The 16,374-nt window shown below is 61.4% G+C and carries 13 protein-coding genes and 1 pseudogene; 10 read left to right on the top strand and 4 right to left on the bottom strand.

Features of this window, described 5'->3' with window-relative positions:
• Positions 1–27 precede the first annotated feature (27 nt).
• The 3 genes and pseudogenes from ALTERO38_RS05535 (at position 28) to ALTERO38_RS21730 (ending at position 3,363) form a co-directional block, all read left to right on the top strand.
• Positions 28–1,329 carry an SLC13 family permease gene (locus tag ALTERO38_RS05535; RefSeq protein WP_159967563.1) on the top strand — a complete coding sequence of 434 codons (1,302 nt, stop codon included), beginning with the start codon at positions 28–30 and terminating at the stop codon, positions 1,327–1,329.
• A 111-nt stretch (positions 1,330–1,440) separates the two neighbouring features.
• A pseudogene (locus tag ALTERO38_RS21735) lies at positions 1,441–2,508 on the top strand (methyl-accepting chemotaxis protein); the annotation flags it as partial.
• Entirely contained in the window at positions 2,494–3,363 is an 870-nt protein-coding gene (locus ALTERO38_RS21730) for a methyl-accepting chemotaxis protein (RefSeq protein WP_372239402.1), read from the top strand. The pseudogene ALTERO38_RS21735 and the gene ALTERO38_RS21730, both read left to right, overlap by 15 nt.
• A gap of 141 nt (positions 3,364–3,504) precedes the next feature.
• Here the strand turns inward: ALTERO38_RS21730 and ALTERO38_RS21460 are convergent, their stop codons facing one another.
• From ALTERO38_RS21460 to ALTERO38_RS05520, 3 genes are all read right to left on the bottom strand, one after another.
• The gene (locus ALTERO38_RS21460; protein WP_254981026.1) at positions 3,505–3,633 is read right to left on the bottom strand and encodes a hypothetical protein; all 129 of its coding nucleotides are present in this window, start codon (positions 3,631–3,633) and stop codon (positions 3,505–3,507) included.
• 148 nt (positions 3,634–3,781) lie between these two features.
• Complete coding sequence (locus ALTERO38_RS05525; RefSeq protein WP_164863223.1) at positions 3,782–3,931, bottom strand: hypothetical protein; 150 nt, start codon at positions 3,929–3,931, stop codon at positions 3,782–3,784.
• Positions 3,932–4,075: 144 nt separating this feature from the next.
• A complete protein-coding gene (locus tag ALTERO38_RS05520; protein ID WP_159967561.1) occupies positions 4,076–4,924 on the bottom strand; it encodes a CAP domain-containing protein in 849 nt (282 codons plus the stop codon).
• Between the two features lie 159 nt (positions 4,925–5,083).
• Here ALTERO38_RS05520 and ALTERO38_RS05515 point away from each other — a divergent pair, with 159 nt between their 5' ends.
• From ALTERO38_RS05515 to ALTERO38_RS05490, 6 genes are all read left to right on the top strand, one after another.
• Positions 5,084–5,785, top strand: a complete 702-nt coding sequence (locus ALTERO38_RS05515; protein ID WP_159967560.1) for a response regulator transcription factor — start codon at positions 5,084–5,086, stop codon at positions 5,783–5,785.
• Entirely contained in the window at positions 5,785–7,116 is a 1,332-nt protein-coding gene (locus ALTERO38_RS05510; RefSeq protein WP_159967559.1) for a sensor histidine kinase, read from the top strand. Before ALTERO38_RS05515 ends, ALTERO38_RS05510 begins: the two co-directional genes overlap by 1 nt.
• A 134-nt stretch (positions 7,117–7,250) precedes the next feature.
• Positions 7,251–9,224 (top strand): ligand-gated channel protein, encoded by a 1,974-nt coding sequence (locus tag ALTERO38_RS05505; protein ID WP_159967558.1) that lies wholly within the window; start codon positions 7,251–7,253, stop codon positions 9,222–9,224.
• A gap of 184 nt (positions 9,225–9,408) precedes the next feature.
• Positions 9,409–9,711, top strand: a complete 303-nt coding sequence (locus ALTERO38_RS05500) for an iron transporter (RefSeq protein ID WP_159967557.1) — start codon at positions 9,409–9,411, stop codon at positions 9,709–9,711.
• Complete coding sequence (locus ALTERO38_RS05495; RefSeq protein WP_159967556.1) at positions 9,708–11,270, top strand: PepSY domain-containing protein; 1,563 nt, start codon at positions 9,708–9,710, stop codon at positions 11,268–11,270. Before ALTERO38_RS05500 ends, ALTERO38_RS05495 begins: the two co-directional genes overlap by 4 nt.
• On the top strand, positions 11,267–11,602 hold the full coding sequence (locus ALTERO38_RS05490; RefSeq protein WP_159967555.1) for a DUF3325 domain-containing protein: 336 nt from the start codon (positions 11,267–11,269) through the stop codon (positions 11,600–11,602). The genes ALTERO38_RS05495 and ALTERO38_RS05490 overlap by 4 nt, the downstream gene beginning before the upstream one ends.
• 282 nt (positions 11,603–11,884) lie before the next feature.
• Here ALTERO38_RS05490 and ALTERO38_RS05485 read toward each other — a convergent pair whose 3' ends face one another.
• Positions 11,885–14,119 (bottom strand): TonB-dependent siderophore receptor, encoded by a 2,235-nt coding sequence (locus ALTERO38_RS05485; RefSeq protein ID WP_159967554.1) that lies wholly within the window; start codon positions 14,117–14,119, stop codon positions 11,885–11,887.
• A gap of 202 nt (positions 14,120–14,321) precedes the next feature.
• On the opposite strand from ALTERO38_RS05485, the gene ALTERO38_RS05480 reads away from it, so the two are divergent.
• A complete protein-coding gene (locus tag ALTERO38_RS05480) occupies positions 14,322–16,322 on the top strand; it encodes a U32 family peptidase (RefSeq protein ID WP_159967553.1) in 2,001 nt (666 codons plus the stop codon).
• The last annotated feature ends 52 nt before the right edge of the window (positions 16,323–16,374 follow it).

Below are 16,374 nucleotides of genomic sequence, written 5' to 3'. Positions count from 1 at the left end.
ATCCATAACAACAATAGGACTTCTCTCATGATGAGCCTGCTCGTCGTCGCGGCAATCGTGGTTGCCGTCGCCCTTGGCTACAAGACCAAGATCAACATCGGTCTGTTCGCCATCGCATTTGCCTATCTGATCGGCTGTTTCGGAATGGGCCTCAGCCCTTCCGAAGTCATCAGCATGTGGCCGCTGAAGATCTTCTTCATCATCTTCGCGGTATGCCTGTTCTACAGTTTCGCCACCGTCAACGGCACGCTGGAAAAGCTGGCCGAGCATCTGATCTACCGCTGCCGAACCATGCCCCAGCTGCTGCCATTCGCAGTCTTTTTCACCGCCACGGTGATTTCAGCAATGGGCGCGGGTTATTACACGGTGCTGGCATTCATGGCGCCGATCACCCTGCTGCTGTGCGAGCGAACCGGCATGAGCCTGATCACTGGAGGCATGGCGGTGAACTACGGGGCCTTGAGCGGGGCGAACTTCGTCTCCAGCCAGAGCGGCATCATTTTCCGCGGCCTGATGGTCAACGCCGGCATTCCCGAAAACGAGGCCTTCATCAACGCCGCGGCGATCTTCGTCAGCACCCTGGTGGTCCCGTTGGTGGTGATCTCCATGCTGGTGTTCTTCTCGGGACACGGCAAGGCGATGAAGGCCACGGCGTACGTGGCGGCCGAGCCGACACCGCTGAACCGCGAACAGAAGATAACCCTGTGGCTGACGCTGACGATGATGGCCATCGTTCTGGCAGCGCCCATCACCCAGATCGCCTTCCCGGATAACGCGACGGTCAGCTTCATCAACTCGAAAATGGACATCGGCCTGATCGCCAGCCTGTTCTCCGTGATTGCCCTATTGCTCAAGCTGGGCGACGAGCGCAAGGCCATGGCCTCGGTGCCCTGGGCAACGCTGATCATGATCTGCGGCGTGGGCATGCTCATCTCGGTCGCGATCAAGGCCGGGACCATCGACCTGCTCGCCTCCTGGATGGGCAACAGCATTCCGCCGATCATGGTGCCGGTCGTCTTCGGTATCGTCGCAGCCTTCATGTCGCTGTTCTCCAGCACGCTGGGCGTGGTGACACCGGCGCTGTTCCCGATGGTGCCACCGATTGCCGCGGCGCTCGGGATCGACCCGATGGTGCTTTTCGTTGCCATTGTGGTCGGCGCGCAGGCCACCTCGATCTCGCCGTTCTCCTCTGGCGGCAGCCTGATTCTCGGCTCATGTCCCACGGAGCAGAGCCGCACTTCACTGTTCCCGCAACTCTTGTTTCGAGCGGCGCCCCTGGGCTTCGTTGCCGCCCTGGTTTTCAACTCGTTGCTGACTTTCGGCTACTGACGGCGTTGCCATGGCCCGAACAGCGGGTCATGGGCGGAGACGCCACACGAGTCGTCAGCGGCGGCCGGGCACTTCGGCCCGGCCGCCCTTTTGAGGTAAGGGGAAAATCAAATGAAGGATTGGTTCGCCAATATCAGCATGACCAGAAAGCTGGCGATCGGCTTCGGCTCGGTGCTGCTACTGACCGCAGGCTTGGCCGCCTCCGGCTGGCTCGGCTTAAAGGGGGTCACGCACCGCAGCGCCTTGATGGAGCAAATCGCTTCGCTGAACGAATCGCTGAGCAACCTGAAAGTGGCGCGCCTGCACTACATGCTTGAAAATGGTGATCCACAAGCGGGCGAGGCGGTCGACCAGGCTATAGACGGGTTCTCGTCTCGCCTCGAGGCGGTCTCGAAAAGCTTCTCCCAGCCCGAGAACCTGGCGCTCCTGCACAAGCAAGGCGAACTGATTCAGCGCTATGGCGAATCCCTGAACACGATGCGTGACGCCTACGCCGCCGGCAACGCTGCACGCACGGAGATGGGCAGGCAGGCCAAGCTCGCCAGCGAGCCAATCGACGCCATGGGCAAGGCTGTAGAGCAAATGCCGGACGACGCGCCCAACCGCTACGCAGCCTTCAAGGCCATCTCAGACCTGCGCATGAACTGGCAACTGGTGCGCTACCAGATGCGAGGCTACAACACGACGCCCACAGCCGAGGTGGCTGAGCTGGTCGAGCAGCAGATCGCCCAGGCCCGGCGCTCCGCGGCACGCCTACAGGCAGTGCTCGGAAACGGCTTCGCCGCACAGATAGCCGTCACCGAACAGGCGCTCGATGGCTATCTCGCCGCCCTCAATGCCGTCGTTGCCCAGACCGAAGCCATCGCAGCGGCACGCCAGCAAATGACAAGCCAGACAGATGAGATCAACCATCTCGGCATGAGTTTGACCCAAACCCAGGATGCTCAACGCGACGCGGAAACCGTGCAGGCTCAGGTCACCCAACTCACCGTCACCATGCTGGCGTTGCTCATCGGCTTGTTGGCCGCCTGGGTGATCACCCGGCAGATCACCCGCCCCCTGGCCGAGACTCTTGCGGTGGTCAGGAACATCGCCGCGGGCGACCTGACCGACCACCACCACATCGACCGACAGGACGAGATAGGCGCGCTGCAACAGGGCGTGATGGGCATGGCGGCGACCCTGCGTGAGCTCATCGGCGGGATCCGCGACAGCGTTACACAAATGGCCAGCGCTGCGGAGCAGCTGTCGGCCATCACCGAGCAGACCAGCGTGGGAATGAACAGCCAGAAGATCGAAACCGATCAGGTCGCCACTGCGATGCATGAGATGGCCGCCACGGTGCAGGAAGTCGCGCGTAATGCCGAGGACGCTTCGATGGCCGCGACGGACGCTGATCGTGAGGCGCGTGCCGGTGACGCCGTGGTATCCGAGGCGATCGCTCAGATCGAGCTGCTGTCCGAGGAGATGCTCCGCTCGAGCGGGGCGATGGCCGAGCTGGAGTCGGAAAGCAACCGGATCGGCAGCGTCATGGACGTAATCAAGGCCGTGGCAGACCAGACCAACCTGCTGGCCCTCAATGCAGCCATCGAAGCCGCACGTGCCGGTGAGGCGGGTCGTGGCTTCGCCGTGGTCGCTGATGAAGTTCGTAGCCTGGCGCAGCGCACGCAGAAATCGACCGAAGAGATCGAGCAACTGGTAGCCGGCCTGCAACAGGGCACCCAACAGGCCGCAGCCGCGATGCGCAACAGTCACAGTCTGACCGAAAGCGGCGTTGACCTAACCCGCCAGGCCGGTCTGGCACTGAGCGGGATCACCGCCAAGGTTTCAAACATCCAGGCGATGAACCAACAAATTGCCGCCGCGGCCGAACAGCAGAGCGCGGTAGCCGAGGAAATCAGCCGTAGCGTAGTGAACGTGCGCGACATTTCCGAACAGACCGCAACGGCCAGTGATGAAACCGCGGCATCGACTATCGAGCTGGCGCGCCTAGGCAACGAACTGCAGGCGATGGTTAGTCGTTTTCGCGTGTAGCACAGGCCACCTCGCGCGGTAGCGGCGTCGGCCTAGCCCGGAACACTCATGGCCGACGCACCGATTACCGTATTGCGCGAGACCCAGCCGATGTCCGTCGTCGACGCCTGCAAATAGAGCCCGAACAGCAGTACAGCGCGATCATGCCGGCTTCATCATCACCAGAATGAAGCCGGCGACGATGCCGGCCACGGCAATTGCCCAGCCGATCCGATGCGCACGGTTCTTTTCTGCTTGCCGAACAGGGTCTACTGGCTTTTTCTTTCTCACGATCTACCTGCTTTTGAAAAAAACACGACTGCTGACTAGCACGTTGCTACCGAGCTTGAGGCGCGTCTTTTTAGGCTGGGCCGATCGAATTGTCCAGTACGCTGCTTGGCGCAGGGTCCTCTGCAACCAATGGAACAGGTGCCGCCGGCTATCCGAGCGGGCTCTCTCCAGCATTCGGCTCGTCTTTGGGCTCTACCGTTTCCTCCGGGTCGTTTTCGCCCGAATCAGGCGCGTCGCCATACTCGTCATAGTCCGGTGGGGTCAGGCCATCCTTGAGTGGATCGTTAGGGTCGGTCATGTCAGTGGTCCTGATCTGTTACGTGAAAGATGAACAGCTCAGTTGTTCGAACGCTCCTCTCTACGAAATGTTCGCAGGCGACCGATCAGGATCCGAAAATACTCGCCATCGTTTAGGTCAGGCGTTGCGTTCGTGCGGCACCGGTTAGGGCGCACCGAAGAGTGCGACCCAGTAGATGCCCGCATCGCTCTGCGGATCCACCGCATAGGCTGCACCCAGCTCACTGAATTGCCGGTTCATCAGATTGGCGCAGTGTCCTGGGTTCGCCAGCCAGCCTTCAACGATCTCGCGGGGTCGATCCAGCGCGGCAGCGATGTTCTGGGCGACCGGCGCACCGGGATAACCGGCCAGCTCCGCCCTGTCGCCCGGCGTACGTCCATCCCGATCCAGGTGGCTGAAGAAGTTGCCGTTGGCCATAGCTCGGCTGTGGGCCTCGGAGAGGCCGGCAAGCGTAGTGTTCCAGTTAAGCGGAGCGGCTGCAGCGAAGGGTTTGCCAGCACACTGGCGCGCGCTGGCACGCACGCGATTGATTTCGTCGAGTAGCGCCTGCCCTTCTGCCTGCGCGTCTTTCAAATGCCCGCCGAGCATCGGCCGCGCCAGCACGATGCGCCAGTCGCGCCCCTCGCGACTGACGCCGATGTCGGCGTATTGCGGATCGAGCACCACGCGACAGAAGCTTTCGCGCAGCGCCTGCATCGCGGCTTGTGCATCACGCGGCCCCGACAGGCTGACGGCCTGAACATTGGCCATCGGATAACCGTTGCGGGCCAATGAGCCCTGCAGATCACCGGCGCCAGTGGCAGGCAACACCAGGCGCGGGTCGGACGAAAGGGCCGTCAGCTCCTCACTCGCCCGGTCTTCGCAACGCTGCACTTCGCTGCGGTAGGCGTTGATCGTCTCGATCAATTGCGCCTCCTCCGCTGCGCTGGCCGCAATCGCCATAGCGCTGCCGGTGAGCGTTACCAGAAGCAGTGAGAGGGAAAGCAGGCGCATGAAGATCTCCAGATAGCACGGATGCGAACGCTGAAGATGCACCGGGCACGCCCCGGAAGTCGAGCCCATGTGGCGAACCAGCCCTTGAACCAGGGACTACGCTTGCCGTTCCGCCCCTACTGCAATCTATAATCGTTCTTATTTGCACCGGAACCCTGCATGTCCTCCTGCGCAGCTCGTCAGATACTGGCGATCGAAGACGACCCGATCCTCGGCCCTCACCTGAAAACCTCTCTGGAACATCGTGGCTTTCACGTCACCCTCGCCGATGACGGCCCGACCGGCCTCGCATTGGCCAGCGAAGCAACGTATGACCTGATCCTGCTGGATGTGATGCTGCCTGAACTCAGCGGCATGGAGTTGCTGACCCGGTTGCGCGAGCAACGCCGCACACCTGTGCTGATGATGTCCGCGTTGGGCAACGAAGCGCACCGCATCCAGGGCTTCGACAGCGGCGCCGACGACTACCTGCCCAAGCCCTTCAGCATCGAGGAGTTGCAGGTGCGCATCGCGGCGATCCTGCGGCGGGTGGCCTATGAGCGCAGCGTACCGGCAGCGCCGAATCAGGATGCGGTGCGCTTCGATGACCAACGCAGCGACCTGCAGTACGAAGGGCGATGGGTCGGCCTGACGGCCACTGAATATCGATTGATGAAGGTCCTGCACGACGCCGCTGGCGAGGTGCTGAGCAAGCCGTTTCTCTACCAGCAGGCGCTGCGACGCGGCTATTCACGGCATGATCGCAGCCTGGACATGCATATCAGCAATATCCGCCGCAAGCTGGCGCGCGAACAGGTGGCAACCCTGCGCCTGGAGTCCGTGTGGGGCAAAGGCTACGTGCTGGAACTGCAGGCGAGCTGATGCCCAATCGTCATTCGTTGTTCTGGCGCCTGGTGGTGCTGGTTGCTGGGTTCTGTCTGTCGATGATCTGGGCCAGCGGCTACGTGAGCCGTTATATCGACAGGACCAGTTCATTTCTGTCTGAACAGGCGCGCGATACCCTCACCGGCTATGCGAGCGAAGCTCAAGCCGCTCTGCAAGCGGGCCCAGAGGCGATGGCGCAATGGCTGACAGTGATGAAGGAGCGTGAGCCGACTTGGCTGGTGGTGGTGGACGAACAGCTGCAACCTCTCGGCGGCCAGTCCTTGAGCGACGAGGAACGGCAGAGGCTCACGTTTGTGCGGCATTACGACTGGCCTATGAGCAGACGCTATGACGGCCTGCCCCTGGTATCCGTACCGCTGGAGAGCACCGGTGCCAAGCTGATCATCCAGCTGCCGGAACGATTCCGCCCCTGGCGTAACCATGCGTTGCTGACTGCGGGCGGTGTGTATCTGCCACTGGTGTTGCTGTCACTGCTGTTTTGTTGGCTGCTTTATCGGATGCTGGTTTCACCGTTGGACCGCCTGCGCCGGCAGGCCAACGCATTACGCGGCAACCGCCTAGACTCGTTGCTTCCGCCCTCCATTGCGCGGCGCAACGATGAGCTGGGAGAACTGGGCCGTTCACTGGAGTACCTCACGCAGCGGCTGCGCGATTCGGTCGCCCAGCAGCAACAGCTGTTACGCGATCTGTCCCACGAGCTGCGCACACCACTAAGCCGGCTGCGTGTCGCCTGCGAGAGCGAGCTGAGCGCCGGAGACATGCGCAACCGCACCGAGCGTGAAATCAACAGCATGCAGCAACTGGTCGATAACACCCTGGAGTTCGCCTGGCTGGACAGCGAGCAGCCCCGCTTCGAGTGCGAGCCTGTGGACGTAGCGGCGCTCTGGGACCTGCTATGCGAAAACGCCTGTTTCGAGGCCGGCTGGCCGCGTGAACGCATCCAGGCGCAGATACCGGAAGGCTGTCAGGTGCTCGGCAATCTCAACGCGCTGGCGCAGGCCATGGAAAATATCCTGCGCAACGCCATTCGCTACTCCCCGGCGCAAGGCGTGGTATGGCTCACGGCCAATCGAGACAGTGACAGCTGGCAGCTGCGCATCGAGGACCAGGGCCCCGGTGTACCGGAGGCGAAACTGCCGGTGATCTTCAGGCCTTTCGCTAGGCTCAGCGCAGCCCGACCCGGTGGCGACGGCTTCGGTTTGGGCCTGGCCATCGCCCGCAGCATGGTGGTAATGCAGGGCGGCGCGATCTGGGCCGAGAACGGCGCGTCCGGGTTACGCATGATCATCCGCCTGCGAAGTGTATAGATTGTAAATGCGCTTTACTCTCAAATGAGAATACTTAGCATTGCGAGCGACTAGCGGATCGCACCGCAGCTCACATGCATGCGCCATATCGTTAATGGCTGCAGACGTAGGTTTTCTCAGGGAGATGGCAGTACATGGTGACTTTCAATCGACATCGGCTGGCTTGCGCAATCGCTGTAGCAACCTGGATGAGCACGCCGGTCAGTGCCGCAGAGCCGGTCGAACTAAAGAACGTCGTCGTGACCGCGTCGGGATTCGAGCAGCAGATCAAGCAGGCCCCCGCCTCCATCTCCGTGGTCACTCGCGAGGAGCTGGAAAACAAATCCTACCGTGATGTCACCGATGCCCTGCGTGACATTCCGGGCGTCGTGGTCACCGGCGGCGCCAGTTCCAGCGATATCAGCATTCGCGGCATGGCCTCCAAGTACACCCTGATCCTCATCGACGGCAAGCGCATGGAGTCGCGCGCGACGCGCCCCAACAGCGACGGCCCGGGCATCGAGCAAGGCTGGACGCCGCCGCTGGAAGCCATCGAACGCATCGAGGTCGTGCGCGGCCCGATGTCCTCACTGTATGGCTCCGATGCCATGGGCGGCGTGATCAATATCATCACCCGCAAGGTGGCCGATACCTGGCACGGTGGGCTACGCACCGAAAAAACTTTCCAGGACCGGTCCGACTCAGGTGACTACCATACGTTGAACGGCTACCTCTCCGGGCCATTGGTCGACGGCCTTCTGGGGCTGCAGGTATACGGACAGACAGCTCGACGAGACGAGGACGACATCCCTCGCGGATTCAATGAGCAAAAGACCGTCAGCGGAACGGCCAAGTTGTCGTTCACGCCAAACGAGTCCAATGACATCGTGCTGGAAGCGGGTAAGACCGAGCAGGAACGCAACTCCAGCGTGGGCCGTTCCGGCACGGGCAACAGCGATTCGCTGTCCGACTACGACCGCACGCATTACTCCATCAGCCACACCGGCCGCTGGACTTCGGGCCAGTCGGAAACCTATCTGCAGCAGGAGCGCATCGAGAACCCCGGGCGTGAGATGGAGCTGGAGAACAGTGTGTTCAACACGCAGAGCTCGCTGTTTCTGGGTGACCACATCGCCACGCTCGGCGGCCAATACAAGTACGAAGATCTTTCGGACAAGGGTAACCAGCTGGCCGGTGCCGAGGACCTGACCCGCCTGACGCGCTGGTCCTGGGCGCTGTTCGCCGAAGACGAGTGGAGCCTCACCGACAGCTTCGCGCTGACCACCGGCCTGCGTATGGATCGCGATGAGAACTACGGCACCCATTGGTCCCCGCGCATCTATGGCGTGTGGCAGGCGGCCGAGCAATGGACGGTCAAGGGCGGCGTCTCCAGTGGCTACCGCTCGCCGGACATTCGTGCGGCAGTGGATAACTGGGGACAGATCACCGGCGGCGGACGGGGCGACCCCGCGGTCATTGTCGGCAACTCGGCACTCAAACCCGAGGAAAGCCTGAGCCAGGAAATCGGCGTGTTGTGGGACAGTTTGAACGGTGTCTCGGCGGGCTTGACCCTGTTTAACACCGACTTCGAAGACAAGATCACCGAGCTTCGCCGCTGCACGGATACCACCGGCAATGCCTCCGGCCAGTGCGTCGTCAATGGTGAGGCGTACCGTTTCATCAGTGATCGGGTGAACGTCGATGAAGCGCGCATGCGCGGCGTCGAGGCGACCTTCGACTGGGCGATCACCGAGACCCTCTCCCTGGGTGCCAACTACACCTACACCGACTCGGAGCAGCGCAGCGGTGACTTCCGCGGCGAGCCGCTGAACAAGATGCCCAAGCACATGTTCAACACCATGCTGGATTGGCAGGCCAGCGACCACCTCGGCACCTGGGCGCGGCTCAATTACCGCAGCGAAACCTCGGAATACCTGTCGCGCACCAGCATGGCGGAAAGCACCCCGGCGTACACCCTGGTCGACCTGGGCGGCACCTATGCGCTGAACCGGAACATCAAGCTGCTGGCGGGTGTGTACAACGTCTTCAACGAGCAGATCGACTATGACAGCTACGAAACCGTGCTCGACGGGCGTCGCTACACGCTGGGGGTGAGCGCTTCGTTCTGAGGTGTCGTGAGGGAGACGTCTTTGCCAGCTGGCGTCTCGCTTCGATCCGTAAGACTGGGGTAGCGATCATCAGTTTGGATGGGGCGCATGGGCGTCTCCCTCCCGGTTCATCACAAGACCGATGCCCGGCCGGCGTTTACGACGGTTGGGCATTTTTCGTAAGACTCTCACTGAGAAGCACGTCGTGACCCGTTCTGCCACTCAATCGAGAAGTGCCTGGCCTGCCATCGCGGCCCGCACCCTGCTGGCCCTCCTGGGCGGTTATGCCTTCACCTACGCCTTCACTGCCGCGCTCGCACAGTGGCTGCCGCTCGATCCGGTCGACGCGGTTACCGCGTCGTCGTTGCTGTCGTTCGTGGTGTACCTGACGTTCGTGCTCTGGACCTTCGCGGCAGCATCGCTGCGGCGGGTACTGATCGGTGCCGGGCTCGCAATTCCCTTGGCAGTCATCGGCTTCTGGCCGCAGCTGCTGGAGATGTGGCAATGAAAGGCAGCCTGACGCAATCGATGTCCTGGCTGCATACCTGGTGCGGGCTGCTGCTCGGCTGGATGCTGTTCGCCATCTTTCTCACCGGCACCCTCGCGGTGTTCGACAAGGAGATCAATTGGTGGATGCAGCCGGAGCTGGTCGATAGGGCGCAGTCACCAGCCGCTGCGGCCAATGTGGCGCAGCGCTGGTTGATGGACAACCATGCAGACCAATCGAACTGGAACATCAGCCTGCCGACTGAGCGCACGCCCGCTCTCAGCGTATCCGTCGGCGAACGTCGCCGCGGTGCGGTGAGCACTCAGCTGGATCCGGTTTCCGGGGCGACCATCGAGCCGCGCGAAACCATCGGCGGCAACTTCTTCTTCCATTTTCACTACACGCTGCATCTGCCGCGCACGCTGGGGGTATGGGTGGTGGGGTTTGCGGCCATGGCGATGCTGGTGGCGCTGATCAGCGGCATCATCATCCACAAGAAGATCTTCAAGGAGTTCTTTACCTTTCGGCCCGCCAAAGGGCAGCGCTCCTGGCTGGACGCCCATAACGCCAGTGCCGTCCTGCTGCTGCCGTTTCACTTGATGATCACCTACACCGGGCTGGCCATCTTTTTTCTGCTCTACATGCCGGCAGCGGTGGATGCCCTTTATGATGGCGATCGCCAGGCCTATTTTCGCGATGCGCAGTCAGGGCGCGCTGTCGAGCAGGCGCCGCGCGGCGAGGGACGCGACAGCAAGCCCGTCGCGGCACCAGCGGCACCTATGCTGGCATTGGGTCAAATCGTCAGCCGCGCCGAAGCGCACTATGGCAAGGGCATGATCGGCGGTCTGGCCGTCAGCAACCCTGGCAAGACCAACGCCCAGGTCACGGCGCGACCGGTACTAGGCAACCGAATCGAGCTGACCAAGGGCGAAGGCATGGTCTTCAACGGCGTCACTGGCGAGCTGATTCAGGCGCCCGAGCCGTCACGCACCAGCCAGCTGACCCAACGGGTGATGGCGGGCCTGCACTTCGCGCAGTTCGGCGGCTATCCGATGCGTTGGCTGTATTTCATCTGCGGCCTGATCAGCTGCGCCATGATCGGTACGGGACTGGTGCTCTATGCCGTCAAACAACGCAAACAGGCCAAGGCCAACCCACACTTTCTGCGCGTGGTGGAGAGCCTCAACGTGGCAATCGTTGCCGGGCTTTTGCTGGCCTGTACGACGCTGCTGTGGAGTAACCGGCTGCTGCCGGCCGCGCTGGCTGACCGTCAGGACTGGGAGCTGCGCGTGTTCTTCGGCGTCTGGGCGCTGAGCTGGCTGCACGGCTGGCTGCGCAATCCGCTGGCGGCCTGGCGCGAACAGCTATCAGCCACAGCACTGATGGCCTTCACCCTGCCGTTGCTGGACCTGTGGACTGCACCTATCACTCAAGACAGCCTGCGGCTGTCCCTGCTGGCGAGCGTGGCTCTGATGGGACTGCTGTTGGGCTGGGCCGTGTGGAAAATACCGTCGGTCATCGCCGCCCGAAACGCCCGCTCGCCTCGCCCGAACCGCCCAGTTCACGGAGCATCGTCATGAACGATTCAGCCCTATTCGCCAGCCTGGTACTGGCCTACGCCGGCATGCTGGGTTTCTGCCTGAACAAGGAGCGCCACTGGAAGCAGCTGGTCAATCCGCGCGTACCGACCAAACTTCGTCGCGTATGTGTACCGGTCGGTAGTGTTCTGCTCGGGCTCGCCGTGTATGCGTCCTGCCAGGTCTGGCCGGGCGGCATGGCCGTGGTTGGTTGGTTCGGCCTGATCTCGCTGGCGGGCTTCGCGTTGTTGATGCTCATCCCCTATGCGCCGCGCGTGGCGACATCGTTGCCAATGCTTGGCTCATCGATTTGGGTGGTAGTGGCGTTGCTGTAGGGCATGAAGCGGCTGGCCGCATAAGCTCGCGCACAAAGTGTTCTGGCCAGTGCGGCACAGCTTGTTCATAGACGTCCACGCTACAAATCGGCGGCACGAACACATGTCGCGCAGCGCTATTCTTTAGCCCCAGAACTCAGGGGTCTGCCCTATCCGCGCCGCAGCTCTTAATTTGCAGACGCCCGCGCATTGATAACGAAAAAGCCCCGGCCTTGCGGTCGGGGCTTTTGATTACAGCTTTACGTGAGCCTTTAGGGGACACCGTTCAGCCAAGCGCATCCGTCAGAAGCGATACTTCGCGGATGCAGTGACGCTGCGCGGCGCACCGTATGTCAGCGCACCATAGGCTTCGAACATATCGAAGTATTCTTCGTCGGTCAGATTGTCCACGTTCAACTGAGCGGTGAGATTGTCGGTCACTTCATAGCGCGCCATCAGGTTCACCAGGGCATATGCTTCCTGTTCGATTTTCTCCCGATTGCCGGCTGGATTGGTGGCATAGGTGTAGATGCTGTCCTGCCAGTTCACGCCCCCGCCAATGGTCAGCTTATTGAACGCACCTGGTAGACGATAGGTCGTGAAAGTGCGCACCAATTTGGTAGGGAAGCGCGTGCTGCGGGCGTTACCTTCCGGGTCCTCGACCTCAAATTGGGTATAGCCCGCCATGAGATTCCAATCCGGTGCCAGCTCGCCGGAAACCTCCAGCTCAAAGCCCTCGCTGGTCACGTCGATAGGCTCGTAGGCAAACTCTCCCACCATGCCGCCGGGAACAGCAATACCCGTGCTCTCGGCCAGGCCATCCTGCTTGATCTTGAAAATGGCTGCGGATGCGTTTAGCCGGCCTTCGAAGAACTCGGCTTTCAAGCCCGTCTCGTAGCTTTCACCGATAACCGAGTCCAACTGCTGACCGGTAATATCCCGCCGCGCCTGGGGCTGAAAGATATCGGTGTAGCTAGCATAGGCCGACAGGTTCTCCGTGAGGTCGTAAACGATGCCGGCATAGGGTGTCAGTTCGTGCTCGTCCAGGCGGGAGGGTGAGGTGAACGGAGTGTCGTCACTGGTTTTCTCGTAGCGGTTGTCACGCGCGCCAAGAATCACCTTCAGGTCGTCCGTCACGCTCAGTCGAGTCACGGCGTACAGCCCTTTTTGGGTCAGATCGCCGTAGCTGTAAGGCGTCAACCCTCCCCAAGTCGGCGCAGGAAAGTCGCCGTCATAGGCATCGAAATTGGCGACGCCACCGAAGCCGCTCTGCGCGACACGATTATCGGCATCAAAGTCCTGCTGACTATAGATGTAGCCGAAAGCGACTTCGTGTTCGCGCCCCAACAGCATCACAGGCCCGCCAAAGCGGATGCTGTAATCGTCCTGTACGGTTTCAGTCTTGTAGGAGCCAGGAAAGGACGACATCGGTGCGCTGCCGTCGCGGCCAGGGTTACCCGACAGGTACAGCAGATAAGAGTCGGAGCTACGTTCGCCGCGGTTGTAGCTCAGGTTCAACTCCCAATCGTTGGCGAAGCGGTGATCGAGATTGATGAAGTAGGTGTCGTACGTGCTGTCCCATTTACTCCACTCGGCCGAGGTCGTCTTGGAACGGCTCCAGTCCGTGCGGCTACCATCGGCATACCAGATCGGCAGGCCGCCCCACATTGGCGAGTCGGAGTCGTTTGTCTGACGGCTAAGACCGAACCAAAGGGTGGTGTCTGGCGTGAGGTCAATATCCATGGTTCCGTAGAAGGTTTCGCGCTGTTTGGATTTCAGGTCAATCCAGCTGTCGCCTTCGTTGAACTCTCCCACCAACCTGGCACGTATCGTACCGGCCTCGTTGACAGCGAACGACAAGTCGCCTTCCGTGCCATAGGTATCCCAGCTTCCAGCGCTGACCTCGACCGAACCCGTCAGCTCGCGGCTGCTCGCACGTTTGCGGACCAGGTTGAGCGAAGCAGACGGATCTCCGGCCCCCGCCATAAGACCGTTTGCTCCGCGCACCACTTCAACGCGGTCATACATTGCCAGGCTGCTGAACATCTCGCCCGAGCTCCAAGGCTGCTCCCATATCGTCGGCACACCGTCGATCATCAGCGAGTTGATCTCGAACCCGCGGGCGTTGAATTGCGCTCGATCGGTTTCGTAGCGGTTCACCGAAACACCGGTGGTGTTATTCACCACATCGAGAATGGTCTGCATGTCCTGATCTTCAATGCGCTGCTGCGTTATCACGCTGATCGACTGCGGCGTTTCGCGAAGGGACATGCTGAGCGGGGTGGACGTGCGTGCAGCGCCCGTCGTGTAGGAGCCCGTTCCTTCCGTCACGTCTTGTACCGCCTCACCGGTGATGGTGACCGCTTCGAGGGTGGTTGCCTCGTCTGCCTCAGTTGCAGCGGCAGACTGCGCGTAAACAGGCATGGCAGGAAAGATCGCACCAACAGCGAGTAGGTGAACTACCAATGTGAGCGGCTTCAGGGCGAGCTTAGAGCGTCCAGCGGCGGGGTCGAGCTGGGCAAACGTGGTGGTCGGCATCTCTGGCTTCCATGTAATGGGATCGATTATGAGAATCTTTCGCATTATATGTTCGCATTAGAATTGCCGAAAGCCCCCTCATGAAACGAACGACCAAGCCGCCAGACTTCATCGGGCGTTCTCTACTCGCCCAGCGGCCAATCCCAAAAGCCCCTTAAGCCATTACAATGCGCGACTTTCGATTCACACCCGGTCCGCGCCCATGTCCTTGCCCAAGCACCATCTCGAACTGCTGTCCCCTGCTCGGGACACCACCATTGCCCGCGAGGCCATCCTGCATGGCGCCGATGCGGTGTACATCGGCGGGCCGAGTTTCGGGGCACGGCACAATGCCGAGAACAGCGTGGCGGACATTGCCGAGCTGGTGAAATTTGCCCATCTGTTCCATGCGCGGGTGTTCGTCACCATCAACACGATCCTGCATGACGACGAGCTCGAAGCTGCTCGTGCACTGATCTGGCAGCTCTACGAAATCGGTGTGGATGCGCTGATCGTGCAGGACATGGGCGTGATGGAAATGGACATCCCGCCGATCGAGCTGCACGCCAGTACCCAGACCGATATCCGTACCCTGGAGCGCGCCAAGTTTCTGGATCAGGCTGGCTTCTCGCAGCTGGTGTTGGCCCGCGAACTGAACCTGCAGGAAATCCGCGCGATCAGCGACGAGACGGATGCCGCCATCGAATTCTTCATCCACGGCGCGCTGTGCGTGGCGTTTTCCGGGCAGTGCAACATCTCCCACGCGCAGAACGGCCGCAGTGCCAATCGCGGCGACTGCTCCCAGGCCTGCCGCCTGCCCTACACCCTGAAAGATGATCAGGGCCGAGTGGTCGCCTTCGACAAGCACCTGTTATCGATGAAGGACAACAACCAGAGCGCCAACCTGCGCGCGCTGGTCGATGCCGGCGTGCGTTCGTTCAAGATCGAAGGGCGCTACAAGGATGTGAGCTATGTGAAGAACATCACCGCTTACTACCGCCAGCGCCTCGACGAAATCCTCTTGGACCGCCCCGATCTGGCGCGCGCGTCCAGCGGCCGTACCGACCATTTCTTCGTGCCGGACCCGGACAAGACCTTTCACCGCGGCAGCACCGACTATTTTGTCACCGACCGCAAGATCGACATTGGTGCCTTCGATTCACCGACCTTCACCGGCCTCGCTGTGGGCGAAGTGCTCAAGGTCGGCAAGCAAGACCTGACCGTGCAGACCCGCGAGCCGCTGTCCAACGGCGATGGTCTGAACGTGCTGATCAAGCGCGAGGTAGTGGGTTTCCGCGCCAGCGTGGTCGAACAGCTCAAGCAATTCGAAGAAGACGGTCAGCAGTTCTGGCAGTACCGCGTCGAGCCCAACGAAATGCCCACTGCGATACGCCAGCTGCGGCCGAACCATCCGCTGAACCGCAACCTGGACCACAACTGGCAGAACGCGCTGCTCAAAACCTCCGCCGAGCGCCGTATCGGCGTGCGCTGGCTGGCCAAGCTGCGCGCCGATGAGCTGGAGCTACACGTCACCAGCGAAGAAGGCGCCTATGCCACGGTTTCGCTGGCCGGCCCCTTTGGCGAAGCGAAGAAGCCGGAGCAGGTGCCCAGCCAGATCGCTGATTTGCTGAGCCAGCTGGGCACCACGATCTACCATGCTGAAGAAGTGGACGTAGACGCGCCACAGGCGTTTTTCATTCCCAACTCCCAGCTCAAGGCGCTGCGCCGCGAAGCCATCGAGGCGCTGACCGAAGCCCGCGAAGCGATTCGTCCACTGGGCAGCCGCAAGGCCGTCAGCGTGCCGCCGCCGGTTTACCCGGAAGCTCACTTGTCCTTCCTCTACAACGTCTACAACGAGAAAGCCCGCGCCTTCTACCACCGTTACGGCGTGCAGCTGATCGACGCAGCCTACGAGGCCCACGAGGAAACCGGCGAAGTGCCGGTGATGATCACCAAACACTGCCTGCGCTTCTCCTTCAACCTCTGTCCGAAACAGGCCAAAGGCGTGACCGGCGTGCGCACCAAGGTCGCCCCGATGCAGCTGGTACATGGCGACGAAGTGCTGACCCTGAAATTCGATTGCAAACCATGCGAGATGCATGTGATCGGCAAGATCAAGGACAACATCCTCAACCTGCCGCAGCCAGGCAGCGGCAGCAATGTAGTCGGCCACATCACCCCGGCTGATCTGATGAAAACGATCCGCAGCAAGCCCCACGCCTGAGATAGATAGTCCGCGGTTGCCGAAGTGCAGCCGCAGCAACTCTTCACTCAGT

The sequence above is a fragment of the Pseudomonas sp. 9Ag genome (genome assembly GCF_902506445.1).
Taxonomy (GTDB): domain Bacteria; phylum Pseudomonadota; class Gammaproteobacteria; order Pseudomonadales; family Pseudomonadaceae; genus Stutzerimonas; species Stutzerimonas stutzeri_AB.
The sequence above is the reverse complement of the archived record's forward strand: the minus strand, read 5'-3'. Positions and strand labels throughout refer to the sequence as shown.